This is a genomic window from Nocardia sp. MH4 (assembly GCF_019266065.1).
Classification (GTDB): Bacteria; Actinomycetota; Actinomycetes; order Mycobacteriales; family Mycobacteriaceae; genus Nocardia; species Nocardia canadensis.
This window is the reverse complement of the sequence record NZ_LPNR01000107.1, coordinates 109965-131243: the sequence shown is the minus strand read 5'-3', so window position 1 is coordinate 131243 and position 21279 is coordinate 109965. Positions and strand designations below refer to the sequence as shown.

General features: G+C 70.4%; 9 protein-coding genes and 1 pseudogene. 5 read left to right on the top strand and 5 right to left on the bottom strand.

Annotated features, from left to right (window positions below):
• Positions 1-13185 (bottom strand): annotated as a pseudogene (locus ATM97_RS19435) (YwqJ-related putative deaminase); the annotation flags it as partial.
• Between the two features lie 386 nt (positions 13186-13571).
• On the opposite strand from ATM97_RS19435, the gene ATM97_RS19430 reads away from it, so the two are divergent.
• The 3 genes from ATM97_RS19430 to ATM97_RS19420 are packed head-to-tail and all read left to right on the top strand — an operon-like array spanning position 13572 to position 14943.
• A complete protein-coding gene (locus tag ATM97_RS19430; protein ID WP_218719442.1) occupies positions 13572-13955 on the top strand; it encodes a hypothetical protein in 384 nt (127 codons plus the stop codon).
• Between the two features lie 41 nt (positions 13956-13996).
• The gene (locus ATM97_RS19425; protein ID WP_218719441.1) at positions 13997-14494 is read left to right on the top strand and encodes a DUF6301 family protein; all 498 of its coding nucleotides are present in this window, start codon (positions 13997-13999) and stop codon (positions 14492-14494) included.
• Complete coding sequence (locus ATM97_RS19420) at positions 14491-14943, top strand: hypothetical protein (protein ID WP_218719440.1); 453 nt, start codon at positions 14491-14493, stop codon at positions 14941-14943. Before ATM97_RS19425 ends, ATM97_RS19420 begins: the two co-directional genes overlap by 4 nt.
• A gap of 30 nt (positions 14944-14973) precedes the next feature.
• Here ATM97_RS19420 and ATM97_RS19415 read toward each other — a convergent pair whose 3' ends face one another.
• From ATM97_RS19415 to ATM97_RS19405, 3 genes are all read right to left on the bottom strand, one after another.
• Positions 14974-15291 (bottom strand): hypothetical protein, encoded by a 318-nt coding sequence (locus tag ATM97_RS19415; protein WP_218719439.1) that lies wholly within the window; start codon positions 15289-15291, stop codon positions 14974-14976.
• A gap of 114 nt (positions 15292-15405) precedes the next feature.
• Positions 15406-16200, bottom strand: coding sequence for an ESX secretion-associated protein EspG (locus tag ATM97_RS19410; RefSeq protein WP_218719438.1), 795 nt, complete (start codon positions 16198-16200; stop codon positions 15406-15408).
• On the bottom strand, positions 16197-18197 hold the full coding sequence (locus ATM97_RS19405) for a hypothetical protein (RefSeq protein WP_218719437.1): 2001 nt from the start codon (positions 18195-18197) through the stop codon (positions 16197-16199). Before ATM97_RS19405 ends, ATM97_RS19410 begins: the two co-directional genes overlap by 4 nt.
• A gap of 257 nt (positions 18198-18454) precedes the next feature.
• On the opposite strand from ATM97_RS19405, the gene ATM97_RS19400 reads away from it, so the two are divergent.
• Both ATM97_RS19400 and dtd read left to right on the top strand, forming a co-directional pair.
• A complete protein-coding gene (locus tag ATM97_RS19400) occupies positions 18455-19954 on the top strand; it encodes a hypothetical protein (RefSeq protein WP_255588051.1) in 1500 nt (499 codons plus the stop codon).
• A gap of 32 nt (positions 19955-19986) precedes the next feature.
• Entirely contained in the window at positions 19987-20430 is a 444-nt protein-coding gene (dtd, locus tag ATM97_RS19395) for a D-aminoacyl-tRNA deacylase (protein WP_218719452.1), read from the top strand.
• A 33-nt stretch (positions 20431-20463) separates the two neighbouring features.
• Here the strand turns inward: dtd and map are convergent, their stop codons facing one another.
• Positions 20464-21261, bottom strand: coding sequence for a type I methionyl aminopeptidase (map, locus tag ATM97_RS19390; protein ID WP_218719435.1), 798 nt, complete (start codon positions 21259-21261; stop codon positions 20464-20466).
• Between the last annotated feature and the right edge of the window lie 18 nt (positions 21262-21279).

Sequence of the window (21279 nt, the reverse complement as noted above, 5' to 3'; positions counted from 1 at the left end):
GGGCGGCTTCGACGGCGGGCCGCCGGGCGCGGGCCGCGGCGCGGGCGGCTCGCCCGGATCGTCGTCGCCCCGCGAATCCCGGCCACCGTCGTCCGCAGGCGGAATGCCACTGTGACCGTCGGCTTCCGAGCCTGTGGGCAGTCCTGGTCGCACGGACGATCCGGGCACGGCCGGGGTGGCGGGAGCAGGCAGGCCGGGCGTCGGTGGCCCCGCCGGGCGCGCCTCGGAGGGCCCGTCCAGCGCGGGCTTGTCCGCGCCACCGAGCTCGGGATCGGTGACGAACGGCTCGGTGAGCAGCTCCCGCAACAGGGCGATATCGGCCGCCCGCTGCCGGATCTCGTCGCGGATCTCCGCGTGTACCTGCGCGAGCTGTTCGAGGGTGAGCCGTTCGTGCTTGTCGATGCGACCGTCGCGGAACCACTCGTAGACCTGCGCCACACGGTCGTCGGCGGCGCCGGTCAGGTCGACACCGAGCAGCCGGGCGTGATCGCGGCTGGGACCGGGAACCGCGTCCTCGGGGGCGGGCGGCAGCGGCGACCGGTCGGTGAGAGCATCGGCGCCGACTTCCCGCAGGAAGTCCAGGGCGTCGCGGTCGTGCACCGGCGGATCGTCGCCGACGGCACGAGGATCGGTCTCCGGGTTGTAGACCAGGTCGTCGGCGTACGGATCGATCTTCGCCAGCGCGCGCACGTAGTCGGCGAGCGGGCCGGTCAGATCGTCGAGGTCGCCGCGCGCGGCGCGGTTGGACAGCGCCTCGGCGAGCGCGGTCGCGTCCAACGGCAGACCACCGCGCGCCAGCCCGAGATGCGGAGCGAGCGCGTCCCGCGCGGCACCGACCGCGGCCGGGTCGAACGCGCGCAGCAGTTTCGCGTACTCGGTGAGGTCCTTGGCGCGCTGACGGTGCAGTTCCACCCGGGTGCCGGGATCGGCGAGCCCGTCGGCGATCACCCCCGGCGTGAGCGCCTCGGGTGGCACGCCGAAGCGCAGTGCGAGCGCGCTACGCGCGTTGTGCAGAGCGTTGAAGTTGTCGATCGCGTCGGCGCTGCGCGCGTAGTCGACCAGGCCCTCCACCTGCCTGGCCCGCACCTGATTGGCCCGGTCCAGCTCGGCGAGCAGGCTGTTCAGCCGCTCCCCCGGCAAGTTCGACGGGTCGTCGATCCCGAGCCGTCCGGCGACCTCGGCGATGTCGGCTCGCACCTCGGCCTGCGAACGCGGTTCCCGGACCGGCAGATTCGGTTCCTCCGGCACGACCGCCAAGTTCGCTTCGGCCTCGACACCGCGTGGCGCGGCATCGACCATCCGCCACGGGCCGGCCCCGTCGCGCAGCATGGTCGCGTCGACGGTGTGCCCGTCCACCTCGGTGCGCAGGTGCCGCACTTCGGGTGCGTCGATCTCGAGCAGGTGCACGCGGCCGTGCTCGTCGATCCCGACCGCGCGGATCTCGATCTCGACCTCGCCGCGGTTGAGCCGGTCGATGAAGCCCCCGTCGGCCTCGGCCAAGGCCCGGGCCAGCGCCGCCTCGTGCCCGGCGCCGGTATCGACGATGGCGATCTTGCCGTTCTCGGCGTCGACGACCAGTCGGTCGCCGGCGTCCGCGGCGGTGAAATCGGCTACCCGCCGGGTGAATTCACCCAGCCTTGCGATGTTGTCGTCGAGGTGCCCGCGCAGCTTCGCGATCTCGCCGTCGAGGTCGCGCACCAGCGCGTCCAGATCGGCACCGGCCAGATGCGCCCATGTCGACCGCTCGTCTCGCAACCCGGCCCTGCGCAGCGCGTCGTCGAAGATCTTGCGGGCGTCCTCGGCGTGGACGGTCGGCCCGTCGCCGTCGTCGCTGAGGTCACCCCACGGGTTGACCCACTCGCCGCCGTTGTTCACCCCGCGCCAGTTCAGCATGGTGAAATCGAACTGGTCGCCCCTGGCCGCGACGACTTCCTTCAGATAGGCGCCCAGCGGGTCCTTGCTGTGGAAGTTGGCGGGCCGGAACGGAATATCCGTGTTCTCCTGGTTGAAGAACCGGGCGGCCGCTTCCAGCGCCTGGATCACACCGTCGCGGCGCAACAGCCGGTACTCGGCCTCGGCGAGCGCCTTGCGCAGACCTTCCTCGCTGAAATCGGTGATCCGCACACCGAGTTCGTGCGCCAGTGCCTCCAGGACGGTCGCGTCGGAGATACGGCCGTTGACGGCGTCGACCACCTCGCGCAACCACGGCGGCAGCGGCTCGGCGACCGCGGGCACTTCCTCCCCGTCCCGCGAGATCTGGACCGGCTCATCGGATTCCGGCAGCGCCTTGGTCTCCCGCGCGGCCAGTTCGGCGGGCGTCAGGCTTTCCGGTTCCAGCAGATGCTCGAGCCCGGCATCGCGCAGATCCTGTTCGATCTGACGGCGCAGCTCCGGATCGGCGTCGGAGATCCACGGCTTGTACTCGGTGCCGTCGAGATTGCGCAACGGCAGGAACTCGCCCGCCTGGTCGGCGATCCGCGAGGACAGGTGCTTGAGAATCGGCACCAGCTCACGGTTCTGCCACATGTACACGCCCTCTTTGAGAATGCGTACGGGGTTGAATTTGATCTGGAGCTGGTCGTACTCGCCACCGGGCGCGTCCGGCGTCGCGTCCTTCACCGTGGTCAGCGGCAGGCCGGCATCGTGGCCCAGCAGCGACTGGCCCGCGCTGTCCTGGCTGGAGCCGGACGGGTACTTCGGGTTCTCGCCGTAGTAGCCACGATTGACCAGCCGATCCCACAGCTTGCGCAGCCAGTTCTTCTTCGGCGGCACCTCGACCGCCTGCTCGGTGGTCCGGGTGCGCGGTGCGGGCTCGGGATGCGCGATGGGTTCCAGATGCCAGCTGTCCGGTCCGTCGACCACGAGCCGCACCAGTGTCTTCTCGCCGTCGATGTCGAGCGAGAGCACCCGGTCGCCGAGTTCGGCCTGCAACAGGTGGTCCAGATGGGCGAGATCGCCCGCATCGCGGGTCACCCCGGCGCGCAGCCGGTTGATGTCGTCGGCTGCCCGGGCGAACCCCGGATCGGCGGGCAGCCCGAGACGGGCGGCCCAGCGTCGGGCGACGGCCTCCCGCTGTGCCCGCTGCTGCGGATCGGTCGCCGCTTCGGCGTGGCGCACCGCCGAGGCGAACGCCTCGACCGCGCCCGCGCGCAGCAGCTGCCGGTACCGCGCGGCGTCGAGGGAACCGGAATCGGTGGGATCGACCCCGAACCTGGCCGCCAGCCGGTCCAACGCCTGCTGGGCGGGCTCGAGCCGGGGGCCACCAGGTCGTTGCGCGCCGTCCTCGGGCGGCAGGATCGCGGACGGGCGCAGCGGTTGTGCCGGCGCGTCCGGCTCCGGCTCGGTGCCCAGCGAGGGCCGGGAGTCGTCGGCCAGCCCGGCCCGGCGCAGGTCGTCCGCGATCGCGGCGCGGTCGGCGGGATCGCCCTCGACCCGCCACTGGTCGACACCGTCCTGGAGCTCGTCGGTGTCGAGCGGCTCGTAGTCGTCGGGGTAGCGCATGGGACGCCCGAGTTCGGCATCGGGATCCAAAGCACTGTCGAGGAATCCACGCGCCCTGGCCATATCGGCGATCTCGGCCAACGCCCCGAGCGGATCACGCTGACCGGTGAGCGCGTCACCCAGGCCGAGCGCCTCGGCGAGCCGACGCACCTGCTCGACCCGCTCCGGAGTCAGCGGCGGCGCGTCCGCGTGCGCCGACGGCGGCAGATCACTCAGCTCCTGCAGGAACTGATGCACATCGTCGAGGAAGTCGCTGCGCTGCTGGACGCGGTTCGCCTGGTCGCCGGGAGCGGCCGGGTCGGCGTCGGCCCGGACGGGCGCGGACTCGCCCGGCACGGCCAGTTCGGCCGGCGGCTTCGGGACGCCGAAGTCGAATCGCGACGAACTCCTCGACGGCTCTGGGGTTTCCGGTGCCATCGGCGGACGCGACGGCTCCTCGGGTTCCGGGCTCGGGGCCGTCGGCGGACGCGACGGCGGTTTGGACGGCGGACCGGCGGGCGCGGTCGGCGGTGCGGGCGGATCGCCGTCACCGTCGTCGTCACGCGAGCCGGTGTCGTCGTCGGAAGTCCCCCGGCGCGCGCCGTCGTCGCCGACCGATCCGTCCCCGACCGGCTCCGGCGCACCCTGCCGCTCCACCGCGGCCGCGAACCTGGCCGCCATTTCCGCACGGGCGGCGTCGAATTCCTGCTGCGCCCGCAGATACGACTCCAGCGCCTGCCGATCGGCCAGGACTTCGGCGTCGAGGTCCTCCGGCCGGACCTGCGCCGCCTCGGCGAGTTCGGCACGCAACGCGTCGAACTTCTGCTGGGCCGCGAGGTAGGACTCCAGCGCGGCCAGATCGGCGGCACGCACCGCGAAGTCGGGGTCGGTGTCGTCGCCACGCCGCGCGGCGACCCGGGCGTCCTGCGCCGCCAGTTCCTCGAACCGGGCCGCGATCTCGGCCTGCGCGGCATCGAACTCCCGCTGGGCGCGCAAATACGACTGCAGCGCGGCCAGGTCGGCGTCGACGGCGTCGAGCTCGCGCAGCGAGTCGTCCAGCGCGGCGTCGGCCTGGTCGGCCCGACGCTGATCGGCCTGGTCGGCGAGCCGGTTCTGACGCTCGACGGCCTCGTCGATGCGTGCCAGCGGGTCGACGGGTCGGCCGGGCCCGACCAGATCGTCCAGCGAGGCGATCGGTTCGGCCAGTTCGTCGGCGACCTCGTCGAGCTTGCGCAGGGTCTGGTCGAGCTTCGCGTCGGCCCGGTTGTCGAGGTCGGTGCCGCGCTCCGGCGGCAATCCGGCCTCGGGATCGGTGCTCGAATCCGGTTGCCGCCCAGGCGGCCGCGAACCATCGGCGGGCAGTTGGCCGGTGGGCAGCTCACGCGGCCGACCCGGCAGCGCGTCGGGGTCGGCGCCGCCGTGCGGCCTGGCCGAGGTGGAATCGGCGGCCGGCAGATCGGCGACCGGCCGGTAGAACTCGTCGGTCAGGGCCTTCAGCCGTTCGAGCTGCTCGGTCCGGAGGCGGATCTCCTCGCGGATAGCGGCGATCTCGGCAGCCAGCTTCTCCGGGCTGAGACCCTCGTGCTTCTCGATCTTGCCGTCGCGATAGGCCTCGTAGATCTCGACGAACTTCGCGTCGTCGGCAGTGGACACATCCACGCCGACCAATCGGGCCCAATCCCGATTCGGCTGCGGGCGTGGATCGTTCGGGCCGACCGGCTCGTCGGCGCCATAGGAGCGCGCGACATTGTCGGCGACCTGTGCGGCGAAATCGACCGGGCCACCGCCGGGTTCGGCAGCGTCGGCGGCCGCGCGCAGGCCATGGATCGCGTCGAGATCGTAGATGTGCGGGTCACCGGTGGTGCGCGGATCGCGGGCCAGGGTGCCCGCCGGATGGTCGGTGTACGGATCGACTCGCAGCAGCGCGTCGGCGTACGCGGCGAGCGCGTCCCGCGCGAAGTCACCCGCCCCCAGCCGGTTCAGTCGCGTGACGAGCTTGCGGAGCTTGGCCGGATCGATCCCGCTGTCGGCGGGCCCGTACGTCGGCCTGCCGAAGCGGTCGATCGTGGCGACAACCGGCCGCAACCGGTCCGGGTTGTCCGGGCTCAGCGCCCGGATCAGCGCGTCCTGCGCCGCCTTCACCGCGGCCGCGTCGACATTGCGCAGCTGCTGGGAGTAGCCGGCGGTCTTGCTCGGGTCGCGCTGCTGCCCGTCGAGCAGGTCCTCGAACCGCTGCTGACGGAGACCGCGGCGCTGCTTCGGATTGGTCAGCGCTTCGGCGATCCGGCGCGGCGTGAGCTCGCCCTCCGGGATCCCGAGTCGGGTGGCCAGCTGGCCGCGCGCGTCACCGATCAGGTGGAACGTCTCGATATCGGCCATCGTGCGGGCGTAGTCGGCCAGCGCCTCGGTTTGCCCGGCCCGCACGGCGTTGTCCAGATGCAACGCGCGGATGGTGGCGTCGATGTTGTCCGGGTGCAGCGCGGCCGGGCCGAGGTTCAGTTGCCTGGCCAGGTCGACGATCTCGCGCACCATGTCCGCGCGGTCTTGCGAGGCGGGCGGCGGTTCGGGCGCGGGCTGCACCGGCCGCCACTGCCCGTCCTCCCCGCGCATCATCGTCACCTGCAGTTCGGCGCCGTCCACGGTGCGTCGGATGTGCTGCACCTCGGGGGTGGCCACCGGGTCGAGGACCTGCCTGCCCGCCCCGTCGGCGTGCACCGCCCGGAAGTCCGGCTTCAGCCGCCCGTTGTCGATGTCGGCGGCCAGCTCCGGGTTGTCCCGCAGCGCGCGGGCCAGCGCCTCCTCGCGGTCGAGCGCACCGTCGACCACGAGCAGCCGGTCGGGTCCACCGTCGGCGTCGGGCACGCGGGCGACCTGGTCGCCGTAGGACCTGCCGACCGGTTCCGCGCCGTCACCCTGCAGGATCGGCTGTGCGGCGGCGATGAAGTCCGCGAGGTTGCGCGCCCGTTCACGCGCGGAGTCGCGCAGCTCGTTGAGCGTCGAATCCATCCGGTCGCCGGACAGCTCGCTCAGGTCGCGGCCGAACATCGTTGCCCAGCTGGACAATTCGTCGCGCAGCTGGTCGCGGCGCAGCGCGTGCTCGAAGAACTCGCGAGCCCGCGCCTCGTCGCGGCCCGGCTCCCGGTCGTCGGAGAAGCTGGCCCATTCGGGCAGCCTGTCCGCGCCGTTGCCGACCCGGTCGTAGTCACGCAGCGCGGTGACACCCTCGAAGGCGACGATCAGGTCGCGCAAGAACCGGCCGAGCGGATCCTTGTCGAGGAAGCTGACCTCCCGGGAGAACGGGACCGGACGCGGGGCGCTGGTGTCGCCCCAGTGGTTGCGCTCCGGTGCCGGCGCGGCGTCGAAGTCGGCGGTGTCGTCGTAGTCCGCGGTGTCGTCGCGGGATCCGTCCGATTCCACCTCGCGCAGTCGATCCGGACCGGAGACCGAACGGCCGTCGGGCGCGGGCGCCGGGTCGGCAGGATGATCGGCCCGCCGATACGGGCGGCTCTGCTCCTCGTCGGCCCGCCGGGCCGCGTCGGCCAGTCCCTCGATCGCACCGATCTCGCGCAGCAGCCGATGGCTCTGCCGGTCGATCGCCCGGCGCACATCCTCCGGCCCCTCGCCATCGAGTTCGATGCCGAGCCGCGCGGCCATCTCCGCGAGCGTCTCGCCCTCGGGCGGCGGGCCCTGCTGTTCCGGCGCCGGATCGGGCGGGTTCGGCGGCGTCTCCTCCATGACACGAGCTTCGTCGGCATCGATGAGGCCGTTGAACTCCAGATCGTCGATCAGGTCCTGGCGCAGCCGCGGGTCCCGCGCGGCATCGAAGAGTTCCTTCAGGACATCGCGGACCTCGTCGGGCTCCATCCGGTTCGCGCGCAGCTCGCTGACGACGGTCTCGCGCACGGCGTCGGGGTCGGCGTCGCTGATCCACGGCCGGTACTCGGTGCCGTCGGGGAAGTACACGGGCCGGTAGTCGCCCGCCACATCCGCCTGCCTGCCCAGCACCGGACCGAAGATCGGGATGTGCTCGCGGTTGTGGTACCAGGTGAGCCCCTCCCGGCCGATCCGCGCCACATTCAGCGCCGGATCACCCGCTCCCGGCGGCGGCGCGCTGACCACCGGACCGTCGACCGGCGGCGGCGCGGGGGCCGGGGTCGGCGCGGGCGGATCGGTCACCATGTGTACGCCACCGGCCACACCGTCTCGAACCGCGGTCTGGCCCCGGCCGTCGAGCCCCGACCCCGACGGGTACTTCAGATTCAGCCCGTCGTACCCGGCATTGAGCTGATCGACCAAGCGCCGCAGCGTATTCCGGGTATCCACGGCCGGAATGTCGTCGCGTCGCGCCGGTGGGTGCTGCGTACTCTCGTCGCCGTCGGTGCGCGCGACCACCCACTGCCCGTCGTCCAGCTGGACGTGCAGCGCGACGACTTCCCCGTTGTCCCCGAGCTCGACGCGCACCTCCCGCCGCGGCGGTTCGGGTTCGGCGAAATCGGGTCTGCGGTTGCGTGTCTCGCCGTTCTCGTCGCCCATGTAGTCGATCGAGTCGTCGTCGGCCAGGCGGTCGAGGGTATCCGGGTCGACGGGCAAGGGCACGTCAGCCAGCACATCGGTGCCGTCCCGGACGAGCCGTAGGTCGGTGACGCTCACCTCGCCCTTGGCCGAGGCGTGCACCAGTTTGTACTCGACCTTCAGGGTGCCGTTCTCGCGGGCCGCGAGCAGCTCCGCCACGGCTCGGCGGAATGCCCGGCCCTCGGCGGTGTCGGGGTCGATCCCCCGCGCGCGCATCTGTTCGGGCGTCTCGTTGAGAATCCGCTGCAGATTCTGATCCATCTCGAGCGTTCGCCGCAGGTACTCCGGCGAACCCTGTTCCGCCCGAGCCAGTTTCGAGCCACCGAGGGTGGCGCCGACACCCTTGGCCTCCACCACGAGCAGAGTTGGCGGATCACCGGGACGGGTCGGCGGCACGATCGAGGCGATGTCGACGACGCCTGCCCCGTCGAAGGCGCCGACGAACGGAGTGAGCAGGATCGCGCCCGGCCTGCTCAGCGCGTAGTCGAGTCCGGCGGTCTCGCCGAGCAGCTTGGACAGGGCGACCATCTTCACGCCCATCGTGAAGTACTTGTTCGCCGTCGACTCCAGGGCCATCAGCTTCGCCGCCTTGGCCTCCTTCTCGGCCTGGGACAGCGTCGCGTCGTTGTCGACCGCGTCGGACAGCTCGGCGATCTTGCTCGCCACCTTGTCCGGCGCCAGATCGTTACGGGCGGTGACGCCGAATTCGGCCATGAGACGGTCGAGCTTCACCCGCTGCTTGTCGCGCCGCGTCTGCAGCTCGAGCCGCTTGTCCGAGGCCTCCTTCAGCTCGTCGGCGCGGCCGGGATCCTGCATGGTGTGCGAATCGGTGTCGCCCTTCTGCACCTTGTACTCGTAGTCGGCTCCGGCGAGCGGGTCGTCGTCGCCTCGGTAGAAGCCACCGGTGTCGTTCTGTAGCCGGAAGCGCTTGTCCCGGAAGGTATCTGCTGGATCATCGACGTGGTGCCAGGTGCCGTCCGGTTCGCGGTAGCTGTCCGTCCGGTCCCCCGGCCGGTGCAGCAGCCCGTCATCCCCGCGGACCATCCCGGGGGGCACCGGGTCACCAGCGCCGGGAGTCGGGCTCGCGGCATCGTCGTCGCCCATGAAATCGGTGTCGGGATATTCCGGGGAGACCAGCCGCGGTTCGGCGGGGTTGCCGTCGCGGGCGGCCTGCTCGAGGCCGGCGTGGCGCAGCGGGTCGACCCGGGGTCTGCCTTCGTCGATGATGTGGCCCGCGGTGCTCTCGGTGCCCTGGACGACCCTGGTGCAGTTGGCACAGCAGGGAGCTTCGACGCCGCGACTGGGGACATAGGGCGAATTGAGGATGGAGGCCAGGCCGTCGAAATCGGTCGGCAGCTGGTCGTTCGGCCCGCGATCCCGGTTGAGCAGTTCCCGGTCGTGCAGGGCGGCGTTGGTGCCGCGCACCTCGGCGTGGCCGAGCGGGTTGTCCGCGTGTGGGAAGTGGGCCGGGTCGCGTCCGTTGGTGTAGGCGTCGATGGGGTCCTGGTACCTGGCGACGTTGTCGTGCAGCGTCTGGTGCAGGTCGGAGGGGTGGATGCGCTGGTCGGAGGTGCCGTTGGCCGCCTCGTAGACGCGACCGGTGAGACGGTCGATGGTGATCGAGGTGACGTGGCCACGCCGCTTCGCCGGCAGCCGCTCCGCTTCGGCCTTCTCCAGCCGTTTGGCAGGCGAATTGCCCGCCTCGGCTTCGGCCGCGTCGGCGGCGAGGAAGTTCTCGAGGGCATCCTTGGCCGCCGCGGCCTCCCGCTTGGCGTCCGCGACACCGTCGGCCGCACGCTGCACCCCGTCCGCGGCGTCCCGGGCGGCGCGGTCGAGCGCGTCGGCGTCCTCGGCGCCGCGGTTTCGGGCCGCTGTGGCGTCCTCGACGGCACGGGTGTGCGCCGCCTGGGCCTCCCTGAGTGCGATCGCGGCGTCACGCACCGCCCGGCCCTTCTCGGACTTCGCGGTCTCCAGTGCCTTCTGCTGGGCCTTGTGCTGCTCGTAGTCGGCGACCAGGCCCGCGTCCGGGGTGGACGCGTCGACGAACGCCTGGCCCCGCTCGGCGCTGAGCCGGTGGGAGAACTCGTCGATCGGTTCCCCATCGACATGGGTGATCCGGGGCGGATCGCCCGCGGTCTGCACCATCGGGTCGGTCATGTCCAGCACACCGAGCAGATGCGCGTCCACGCCGGGTGTCCGGCTGAACGGCGCGTTGACGGTCCCGACGTCGGGAGTCAGGAACGACATGGCGGAGGGACGGGTCGACGGGTCATCGTCGCTCATGAAGTCGACCAGGTCGCGATCCAGCGGTGGCCCGTCACCGTCGAACGTGTCGAGGTCGCTCGGATCGCTCGGGTCGGAATCCGGGCGCAGCGAGGAGATGTCGTCGGGCGCGGTGGCCGAATCCGGGCTGAAGGTGCGCCACTTGCCGCCGCGATCGATCGTCGGAACGGAGTCGGGCTCGTTCCGCACACCGACCCGATCGGTGGGCGCGGTGACATCGACGCCGAGCTGGTCGGCGATGTACTGGGCCCAGCCGTTGCCGTTGCCCGCGTGGCAGGACAGCAGTCGGATGGGGGTGCCCGGCACGTAGTTCGGGTTGGCGCGGATCGCGTCGACGATGTCCTGCGGGTGGACCGCGTCGCCGTTGCTCGGGGTGACCGAGCCGTCGCGGCGTCCGTGCACCACCACGTCGTGGGCGCCGTCGTTGCGGACGTTGTGGCTCACGCGGTGCGTGCGCGCGTCCTCGCCGATCGCGGTCCCATCGGGGTGGTGGACGACGCCCTGCCCATTGGGCAGCCTGGCGTCGTAGACGGGTCCGCTGTCGTTGTCGTCCGGCTGCGGCTGCCTGCGGTCGTCGCCGCTGTCGGCCCGATCGCGCGCGGTGGTGTCGTCGGAGCCCGCGCGTCCGGGGCGGGCCGCGTCCGGACCCGGCCGGGCCGGGCTCGCTCCCGCGTCGGTGCCGACAATCGGCACGACCGGCGCGACATCGGCGAGCGGATCCGCCCGTACCTCGGATTCCCCGGCGCGGACCGGGTCGGCGGTGACCTCCGCGTCCGATCGAACCGGCGGCGCTTCACCGGGCGCGGCGTGCAGGCCCTGCAGCGGCGTGTCCGCGAGACCGGCCCCGCCGCGCGGTTCGGCGGCGCCCGCCCGGCTTTCGCCGTCGGCGCGGGTGTCGCCCGCACCGTCGGTGTCGGCTCGCGACTCGCCGGTGCCGCCGTCTCCGAGGACTTCCGGTGTGGCGGAACGACTTTCCGGAGCCGACGGGGTTCCGTCGGGCAGTCCGGTCCGAACCTCCGGCGCGCCGGGGCGAGTCGACGGCTGTCCGCCCTGCCCCTGCGAGGTCTGCTGACCGGGCGTCGCCTGCTGCCCCGGTGTGGATTGAGCTGGGCTGGAGGGTGTTTGCGCTGGGGTGGCCGCAGGCTGACCAGCAGCGGGGGTCGCCGCTTGGCCCGTGACGGGCGCCTGGCCGGTCGCCCCCGGGGTCGGCCCGCCGGTGGCCACCGGGCCTGCACCGACCATCCCGGTCGCCGGCGCCGCACCGACCTGGGCGGTGGCGTCCCGGTTGGCCATCTGGGTGTCGTTGGCCTGGGTGACCGGCTGACCGCCGGACTGCGCGTCGGTGCGGGTCCCGTCGTTGACGCCCACACCGCCGGCGTCCGCCTCGGCTTCCCCGGCGCGCGAGGTATCGGGCCCCGAATCGGACTGTGCCACAGGGCCTTCACCCTCGGCACGGGCGCCGCTGTCCTGACTGCCGCCGTCCTGACGCCCACCGTCGCCGACCTGTGTGTCCCCGGTCTGCACCTCCGGCTTGGACTCCTGGCGTCCGCTCCCGGCACCGCCGCCATCGGACGCCGTCTGCCCGTCGTCTCCGGAATCCTGATTCGCCTGTCCCGCACCGGTATTCGTCGGGCCGTCACCCTCGGCTTCCGGCGTGGTCCCGCCGGCGGGGCGCATGGACTGGCTGTCGTCGCCCGCGCCTGCCCGCGCCTCACCCGAGCCTTCGTCGCCCATGGTGTCGTCGCCCGCACCGGCGCGCACGCCGTCGTCGCCGCCCACACCGGTCGCACCGTCGTCGGCGCCCGCCCGATTCTCACCGTCTGCACCGGGGCGGTTGGTCGAACCGTCACCACCGGCGGTGTTGCTGTCCTGCCCGAAGGTCCCGAGGTCGTAGCCGGGCCCCATGGCCTCGCGGATCCGGGAACTGAAGCTCGGGCGCTCGAACAGGCCGGGGTTCATCTTGGACCACGCGGCGTTGGCGCCTGCCTTGTTCAGGCCGGAGATACCGCCGTTGGTCGCGCCCGCGCTCCACATGAGCGGATCGGCGGCCGCGGTCTTGAGGTTGTCCCAGGCCTTGTCCCAGCCCTGGGTGAAGCCGTCGTAGGCGAACTGGCCGAGCATGCCGCCGCCCGCGCCGACCAGACCGGCGCCGGTGCCGGTGATCGCGCCCTTGAGCCACGGCGACATTCCGTCGCCGAGCCGCTTGCCGAGGAAGTTGCCGAACGGACCGGCCGCCAGACCACCCGCGGCGGAGCTGACCGCCGCGGCCTTCACCTGGTTCCAGTCGATCTCCTTGCGGTGGCCCTGATCCACCTGCCACTGCTGGACACCGAGTTCCTGCAGGGTGCCGAGCGCGGTGTCGATCGCCACGTGCTGGGCGGCGAACTTCAGCACCCGGGTGATCACGGCCTTCGCGCCGTGGCGCAGGATCGCGGCCAGCACCCGGCCGAAGATGGTGCGCGCCACGACCCGGGTCGCCGCGATCGCGGCCGCCTCCACCGCGGGCGCTGTCGGCGGAAAGATCCACGCCGCAGCGATTTCCAGCGCCAGCAGTCCGAGCGACGACAGGAACATGATCTTCGTGTATTCGATCTCGGTACCGGTCTGATAGACCGAATCGCCGAGAATGTCGAACAATTCGGCGAGCTTGGTCACCGATTGGTCGCCGCGGGCCATTCCCTCGAAGGCCTTGAGCATCTCATCGACGCCCTCACCCTGCGGATACGCCTTGAACGCAGCGTCTTTGGCGGCATCGATGTCGTCGACGAGACCACGAAGACTGTCGGCGGCCGTGCGCCAGTCCTCGGCCATGGCCCACATCTCGTCTTCGTTGCCTTCTGGCCATTCCATGCCAGCGAGGATCGAGAGCCAGTGCAGCCCGGACGGCAGATCGATCATGGAGGGCTACGTCACCAGCTCGAGTCCGTGAACGTCGCCATCGCCCCTCATCCCTCCGCAGTGGTGCCGAGTCGAGCACACCACAAGTCGTTCGCCTGCGCAACAGAGTCGCAGGCACCGGCGAATCACCGGTGACGACGGAATGAACGAGAGGCGGCCGGAACGTGCCCCCGGCGCCGCCATCCACCGGTCGGTACGGATGAACTTGACGACCCGGTTGCGCACGCGAAGGATCGAGGTCGGCGGCTCGCCGAAGCGCGGGCTCGACCGACCAGCACGGACCGACGAGCACGAGAGCCGGGCACGAACTCCAGAACACCGAGAGCAGGACGCACGCAATGGAATTGAAGCCCGTGGCCATGTACCGCGAGATGTATGAGGGCGCGCACGACGAACTGCCCTCGGTACACGACGCGCCCACCGGCGCCGTCGAAGCCGACCGCGAGCGAATCCTGAACTACATGCGCAAGGTCCGCGCGATCTTCGATGTCATGGGCGAAGCACCCGACCTGTTCATCCCCGGCACCGACATCGAGGGCGGCCCCTCCCTCTACTCCGACGGCGTCTGGATCTGGCGCGAGGACTCCCTGAAGTACCTCGCCGACCAGCCCCTCGTCCTCCCGGCCGAGTTCGTCGACCATGTCCGCGCCCTCGACTACACCCCGCAGAACTTCGACACCCGCGACCCCGATTTCGACGCGGCGTTCCTGTCGTACTTCTGACCGTGCCGTCCTTGCCTGTCGCGAGCCAAGAGGAGAAACCGTTGACCGACTTCCGAACCCGGACCCCCGACGAGGTCGCCGAGCTGGGCAGTCGACTGCGCGCACTCGACTGGTCCTGGCAGCTCGCCGAAATACCCCAGATCGCCGAACGATTCGGCTGGCGCGTCGTCGCCACTTCGGAAGACGACGACTGGGCCATGCTCGATACCGGCCTCGGCTCGGCCAGCGGAAAGGTCTTCGCCGACGACGGCGACGTCGAACAGATCCAGGTCAGCGCCAGCACCATCGGCCCCGACACCGACCAGACCCACACCCTCGTTCAGCAGGCCTACACCGCGATGGCCGCGCGACTCGAGGCGACGCTGGGCGCGCCGAGCGCCCGGATCACCGACGGTAGTCCCCAGCTGCGCTGGACCGGCTCCGCCTCGACACTGATCCTCGCGGCGCTCCCCCGCTCGATCACCCTCACCCTGGCGTCCAACGAATGGCTGGAACTCTTCGACGAAGGCGTCGAGCTCTCCCGACAGGGGCAGCTGTGACCGATTGGACCGCGTTCGCCGAACATCTGGCCGCCGAGCTCGAAGCCCTTCCGCTCGGCGCACGGGTGATCGTCTTCGAACCCGAACCGGCCCGCATCCGCCGCTTCGTCCAGTTCGCTCGCGACGAAGACGTGCTGTCGGCTCAGCTGATCGGTGACCGGTTTCTCGACGAGAGCCGACGGCCCGACCCTGCCGGGTACCGGGCGATCACCGACGCCGGCTGGAACCAGCCCGACGTGGACAACGCCCATCTGTGGTGGGTCGACTTCGACGCGCCGATCACGGGCGACGACCGTCGCCGCGCCGCCGAGCTCGCCGTCGCCGGACTCCGCGACGGGTACGGCATCACCAGCCCCGCCGGGCTCGTCTACGACGCCTGGACGGACCGCGCCGGCCACCCCGATCTCGACCTGCCCACGCTGGGCCTGAGCCGTCAGTCGATGCAGTAGCGGCCGGACCGTGCGCGTCGAGTCCGCCTCCTACGTCAACCCGTTGCGGTTGCCCTGTTCCATCTTGTCGATGTAGTCGGCGCTCTCGGTCTGGCCGTCCGCGAAGTCGCCCATGGACTTCGCCATGGTCTTGACGTTGTCGCTGGTGTTGGTCCAGGAGGAGTCGTAGCCGTCGTTGCCGCCGGGGCCGTCGTTGAAGCTCTGGCCGAGTTTGTCGTTGCCCCAGACGTTTCCGCGCCCGTTCAGCGAGCTGTTCAGGGTGTTGATGATGTTGGTGAGCTGGGTTCCGACATTGCGCGACTTGCCCGCCGCGGTCCGGAAGTTGTCGGCGTCGTATTCGAACGTCATCGCCCTCATCCCTCCACGAGTGGTAGCACCGAGCACACCACAAGTCCTTCGCCTGCGCAACAGTCTCACACGGCGGAGCGAACCTCGCGTGACGCCGCCGTGAACGTCCGATACCTAGGCGTTCGCCTCCCAATGGGACTCCACCCGCGACATCATTCGCTCGATCGAGCTGTTGACCGCGTCGACCAGATCGGATCTGGACATCGGTGTGGCGAGCGGGTTCTCGTTCGGCAGGCCGATGACGTAGCGGCCGTCGTCGGGCAGGTCGCGCCAGACCAGGATGTCGCGGTGCATGCCACGGGAGCCGAACATCGACTGGTTCTGCAGGATGTTGATCGTGCCGGTGCGCTCGGCGGGCCGATTCAGGAATTCGGCACTGCGATCGACGATCGAGGTGTCGGCTTCCTCGAAGAACATCGAGGTCTGTCGCTGCTGGTCGTCGTCGCGGCCGGTGCCGGTGACCAGCGGGATGATGCCCCCGCGCCCCGCGCCGGTGGCGGGCATGAGGTCGACGATCGCGTCGGCGAGCCCGTACGGCCCGATGTCGACGACGACGTAACCGCCACTGTGGGTGGGGGTTTCACCCGGAAGCTGGTAGATCAGATACCCGCTGGCACCGGCCCGGGCGGCGCGCGCCTTGAGCCAGTACTCGGCGTTGCTGCGCGCGTCGTCCTTCCAACCGCGCAGGCGCACATACGCTTCCGGCCGTTCGAGCACGTCGAAGACCGTGCGCAGCGCCGGATCGGCGGTGTGCTGTAGCCGCTGCCAGACCTGGTACTTCTCGGCCTCGTAGTCCTCGTGCAGACGCGTCGTGGACTGGAAGGTCAGTGGGCGTGGCAGATCGGTGCCGACGAAGCGCTGCCACAGCACCCGGAATTCGATGTCGGTGAGTTCCCAGCGCTGGCTCACGCGCCGACCTCCGGACGCGCACGGGTGATCGTTCCGGGATCAGTGTCGTCGAGTGGTGCAATCGGCGCGTGGAACTCCTGGTCGGGCATCGAGAACGCCTGGTCGGGCAGCTCGAGCACCGGGACCGAGGCTTCGGTGCCCTCGACCACCTGGGCGGGCGCCTCGGTCGACAGCGACTCCGCGACCAGGCCGGTGATGGGGGCGACGATCTCGTCCAGGCCGGACAGCAGGTTGGAGAAGTCGGGCAGCGACGCCCGCGAAGCCGTGGCGGTTTCCGTCGTCTCCCCGGGCACGCCGGCGCCGTCGGGATCGGAGGTCGCGGTTTCGACGCCGAGCAGTTCGGCCAGCGGCGACAGCGCGGGGTTGCCCGCGATCAGCCCGGTGAGCTCGGGCGACTGCGCGAGGATCTCCTTCAGGTCGGGGAACTGACCGAGGAGGTTGCCGAGCTGGCTGAAGTCGGGTAGGCCCGACGCGGTGGTCGAGCCGGTCGTGTCGGCCGAGATCTGTTGCAGCGCAGTGGCCAGCGAGGGCAGCGCCTGCGTCAGGGAGCTGACGGCGGAGGTGACCGCCGACATCACCGAGGACAGGATGCTCGACATATCGCCCGAGCCCGAACCACTGCTCGAACCGGTCGACCCGCCCGACCCCGCGACCGAGCCGGTCGAGCCGGTCTGACCGGTCGACCCGGTCTGCCCGGTGCCACTCTGGGTGCCCTTGGTCCCGTTCTGCTGCAACGCGGACTGCGCCTGCTGGGCGGCCTGCAACGCCGCCTGCTGGGCGGCCTGGCTGGCAGCCGTCTGCTGGGAACCGCCACCGGAGTTGTTGCTTCCGCCACCGGAGTTGTTGCCGCCGCCATTGTTGCCGCCGCCGTTGTTGTTTCCGGCGTTGTTGTTTCCGGCGTTGTTGTTGTTTCCGGCGTTGTTGTTGCCGTTGTTGTTGTTATTGTTGTTGTTGTTCGGCGTCGTCACCGGGCCCTTGGGCGCCGCGGGTTCGGCCGCCGCCGGGAACAACTTCTCGGTGTTCATCACCCCGTTGACGTAGTGACGCTCGTACCGATCGCGGTTCTCCTGCAGATCGTCGTCGCACTTGTCCTCGGTCTCGATCGGCATGCAGACCTTGGTCGCGTACAGCCAGTTCGCGGTGTACTCGAGGTTCGACTGCATCATCCTGAAGGAATCGCTGGCCACCATCGCGGATTTGCCGAAAGTGGCGATCGCCGCCCGCGCGGTGTCGCCGCCCTGGCTCTGCCACCGATCGGCGGTGATCGAGGCGAGCTTCTGGTCGAGGTCGTAGGCGGCGCCGTGCACCGCGTTGGCCATCGCCTCCCAGATCGGGGCGTCGTTGGCCACTTCCTGCCAGGAGATGCGCTGACCGAGGTCGTACATGTCGCGCCAGGACATGTTGTCCGCCGCCCGCACCGGAATTCGCACCCCCACCGACTCCGCGGTCGCGGTACCCACGTGCTTGGGCACGTTGGCGGTCTCGATGTCGTAGTTGTGCTTCTCCATCTTGATTTCCATGCCGGTGCCCTGTCGCACCTTGACATCGACTTCCCAGTGCGCCGGCTTGTAGCCACCGGCTTCGGTGACCTCGCCCTTCAGGTCCTTGGCTCCGGGCGCGGAATTCACGTCCTTCAGCTGCCCCTTGAGCGCGGCGATATTGTCGCCCGAGCCCTTGTCGGTCTCGGTGTAGGACTCGCCCGCGGCCTTGAACATGGTCACCAGGTCCTCGAGCGAATCGATGTAGCGCCCGATGAGGTCCTTGGCCTGGGTGGCTTCGGTGATGAACTTGGTCCGCAGTGGTGGACCCGCGTCGACCTGGCTGCCGCCGAGCTTCGACTCGTCGTAGTTGTTGAGATCGTGGTCGCGAATCAGGTTCTGACAGCCCTTGAATATCTCGATCGCCGAGCTACACGCCTTGGCGGCTTCGAGCGCGGCGCCCGTCTCCACCTTGATCTTGGCCTTGCCCGCCAACCCCTCGTAGGGAGAATCTCCCACGCCAACCGCTCCTCGCAGCGCCCCACCGACGACCCTCGCGCAGTCGGCTCGATCGCATGCATTCTAGTAAGCAATGCGAAATATGCACAGCCACAGGGAAACACCGGACTCCCTCGTGGATGAACATCCGGGTTCGCCGGACGGTCCGGCAGCCACCGCCGATCTGTGCCAAACTCGGACGACACACTGAACGGCCGCCCAGTGGCCGTGCTCGAACGATGGATGAGGCCAGGATTGACGTCGCGATGGAATTGCTCATGACCGATGTGAGCGGCCTCGAACGGCGCGTAGCGGCCGACCGTACCGCGACCAGAAGCCAGGCCCCCGCCGACTACCTGCGGCTGGCCGGCTCCCTCGCCGAGCTGGCCCAGGGCCTACTCGCCACCCGGGATGATCCGTCGGGTCGCGATCGCACCGCCGAGGCGCTGGAACCGGCCCAGGAGGCGGTCGCCATCCGGCTGCACTGGCTGGTCGGCGGCTACGTCAGCTACGAATACGCCGGTGCGCTGCAGGATTCGCTGCGGCTGTTCGAGCAGGCGACGCGGCTGGTCGGACATCGGCAGCTGGCCACCAACACCATTCGCAGCGCGTGCCAGGCGTATCGCCAGGTCGCGCAGGACTATCCGGATGTGCAGCCGATGTGCGCCGACGGGCTGTCCAAGTGCGGCGTGTGGTTGATGCGGCTCGATCACGACGCCGCGGTGGCGGCCACCGAGGACGCGGTGCGGATCCGCGCCGCCATGTACGCGCGCACCTGCGAACAGCCCGGCAAGTATCTGGCCAGCCTGAGCACACTGCTGCGCACGATGATGGTCGGCCGCTCACGCAAGCAGGCCATCGCGAGCTATCGCACGCTGTATTCCGAGGTCACCTCCGCGGCGAGCACCGCGCGATTGCGCGAGACCCGGGTCGAAGAACTCGATCTCACCGTCAAGACCACCCAGGCGCTGATCAAGCTGGGCGCGCCGACGCTGGAGCGGGCCGGGCGGCTCACCCAGCAGCAGATCCTCTACCAGTCGGGTGGCGACCTGGCCACCATCGACGAGATCAATTGGCGGCTGGCGCTGGTCGGGCTCAAGCCGCTCGCGGCGGGCGCGATGCCGGAACCGCCGTCGCGGCCGGTGGAGATCTCGGCGACCTACGGCGCGCTCGCGGTGCGCTGCTCGGCGCCGGACGCGCTCGAGCAGGTGCGGGCGGCGATCGTGGCGGCTTTCGCGCGCGACGGTGTCGAGCCGGTGGACGCGGGACGATTCGCCGGGGTGCACGAAAAGCACTGGGGGGTCAAGGAACCCGTAACCAACCCGGCCGTAGAGCTGTCCGCCGATGTGGTGCTGGTCGAGAAGTCCTCCGGCAGCTGGATTTCGGTGAAGAGCCTGAACTGGGAGATCGGCGCGCTCGGCAAGCATCCGCTCGCCGTGCGGCTCTCGGAGAAGTGGCCGGTCCTGACCGTCGCCACCATCGAGAACATCTCCTACGAGCTGTGCCTCTACGACAACGGCGTCGCCACCCAGTACGCCGCGCTCGGCAGGCCCGCCGGACAGGCCCCGCTCGACGCGCCACTGGCGCCCCTGGACTTCGCGACCCTGGCCGACTACGGCGCCGACTATGCCTCCGAAACGCAGGTCCGCGCGGCCTTCGGCAACGCGCCGATGTTCGCCAAGGTCACCGAGCTGCCCGGCAGCGGCATCCGGCAGGCCGCGGAGAGTCGCCCGCTCACCGAGTACGGCACCGACATTCTGTTCTTCGGCAAGCCCTGACCCGTCGTCGGCGCCTGGCATGATCGGTGCTTGTGCGAGTACTGCTGCAGCGGGTGACCAGTGCCCAGGTGAGCGTCGACGACGAGGTGGTCGGCCGGATCGACCCGGCCGGCGCGGGGGTGCCGCACGGGCTGCTCGCCCTGGTCGGGGCCACCCATACCGATACCGAGGCGACCGCGAAAGCCCTGGCGGACAAGGCGTGGCGGCTGCGGATTCTCGACGGTGAGCGCTCCGCCGCGGACCTGAACGCGCCCATCCTGGTGGTCAGCCAGTTCACCCTCTACGCCAATACCGCCAAGGGCAGGCGACCGTCCTGGAACGCGGCCGCCCCGGGGGAACATGCCGAACCTCTCGTCGACACCTTCGCCGATACCCTGCGCGAACTCGGCGCGACCGTGGCCACCGGGCACTTCGGCGCGCACATGCGCATCGAGCTGACGAACGACGGCCCGGTCACCATCCTGCTGGAAGGCTGACCGGGCCGTCGTTCGAAACCTGCTGCGCGCCGACTACTCCGGGCGCAGGGTGAGAATGCGCGGACCGTCCTCGGTGACGGCGACGCTGTGCTCCCAGTGCGCGGCACGGGTGCCGTCGGTGGTGACCACGGTCCACTCGTCGTCGAGGGTCTTGGTCTCGGTGGTGCCCAGGGTGAGCATCGGCTCGATCGCCAGGACCGAGCCGACGACCAGGCGCGGGCCCTTGCCGGGGGCGCCCTCGTTCGGCAGGAACGGGTCCATGTGCATCTCGCGGCCGATGGCGTGACCGCCGTAGCCGTCGACGATGCCGTAGGCCCGGCCGTGCTCGCGCTCGGCGGCGCGGGTGCCGAGCTCGATGGCATGCGAGACGTCAGTGAGGCGATTGTCCGGCAGCATCGCGGCGATGCCCGCTTCCATCGACAACTTGGTCGCCTCGCTCAGCAGCGCGTCGGCCTCGATGATGTTGCCGACGCCGAACGTCCACGCCGAGTCACCGTGCCAGCCGTCGAGGATGGCACCGCAGTCGATGGAAACGAGATCGCCCTCGGTGAGAATTTCCTTCGCCGAGGGGATCCCATGGACCACACGATCGTTGACCGAAGAACAGATCGAGCCGGGGAAGCCGTGGTAGCCCTTGAACGACGGCACGGCGCCCGCGTCCCGGATCACCTGCTCGGCGACCTCGTCCAGCTCCAGCGTCGAGACGCCGGGCTTGGCCGCGGCGCGGACGGCGACGAGCGCCCGCCCGACGATCGCGCCGGCTGCCGCCATGGCATCCAGCTCGCCCGCCGAACGGAACGGCACGACCTTCTTCTTACGGTTGAAGACCATCCGGCCTCAGTACTCCGA

Bases quoted from the DNA above. Each gene is read 5' to 3' on its own strand.
- ATM97_RS19430 (WP_218719442.1), top strand. From the start codon at position 13,572: ATGGAATTGAAGCCCGTGGCCATGTACCGCGAGATGTATGAGGGCGCG.
- ATM97_RS19415 (WP_218719439.1), bottom strand. From the start codon at position 15,291: ATGACGTTCGAATACGACGCCGACAACTTCCGGACCGCGGCGGGCAAG.
- ATM97_RS19400 (WP_255588051.1), top strand. From the start codon at position 18,455: ATGACCGATGTGAGCGGCCTCGAACGGCGCGTAGCGGCCGACCGTACC.
- map (WP_218719435.1), bottom strand. From the start codon at position 21,261: ATGGTCTTCAACCGTAAGAAGAAGGTCGTGCCGTTCCGTTCGGCGGGC.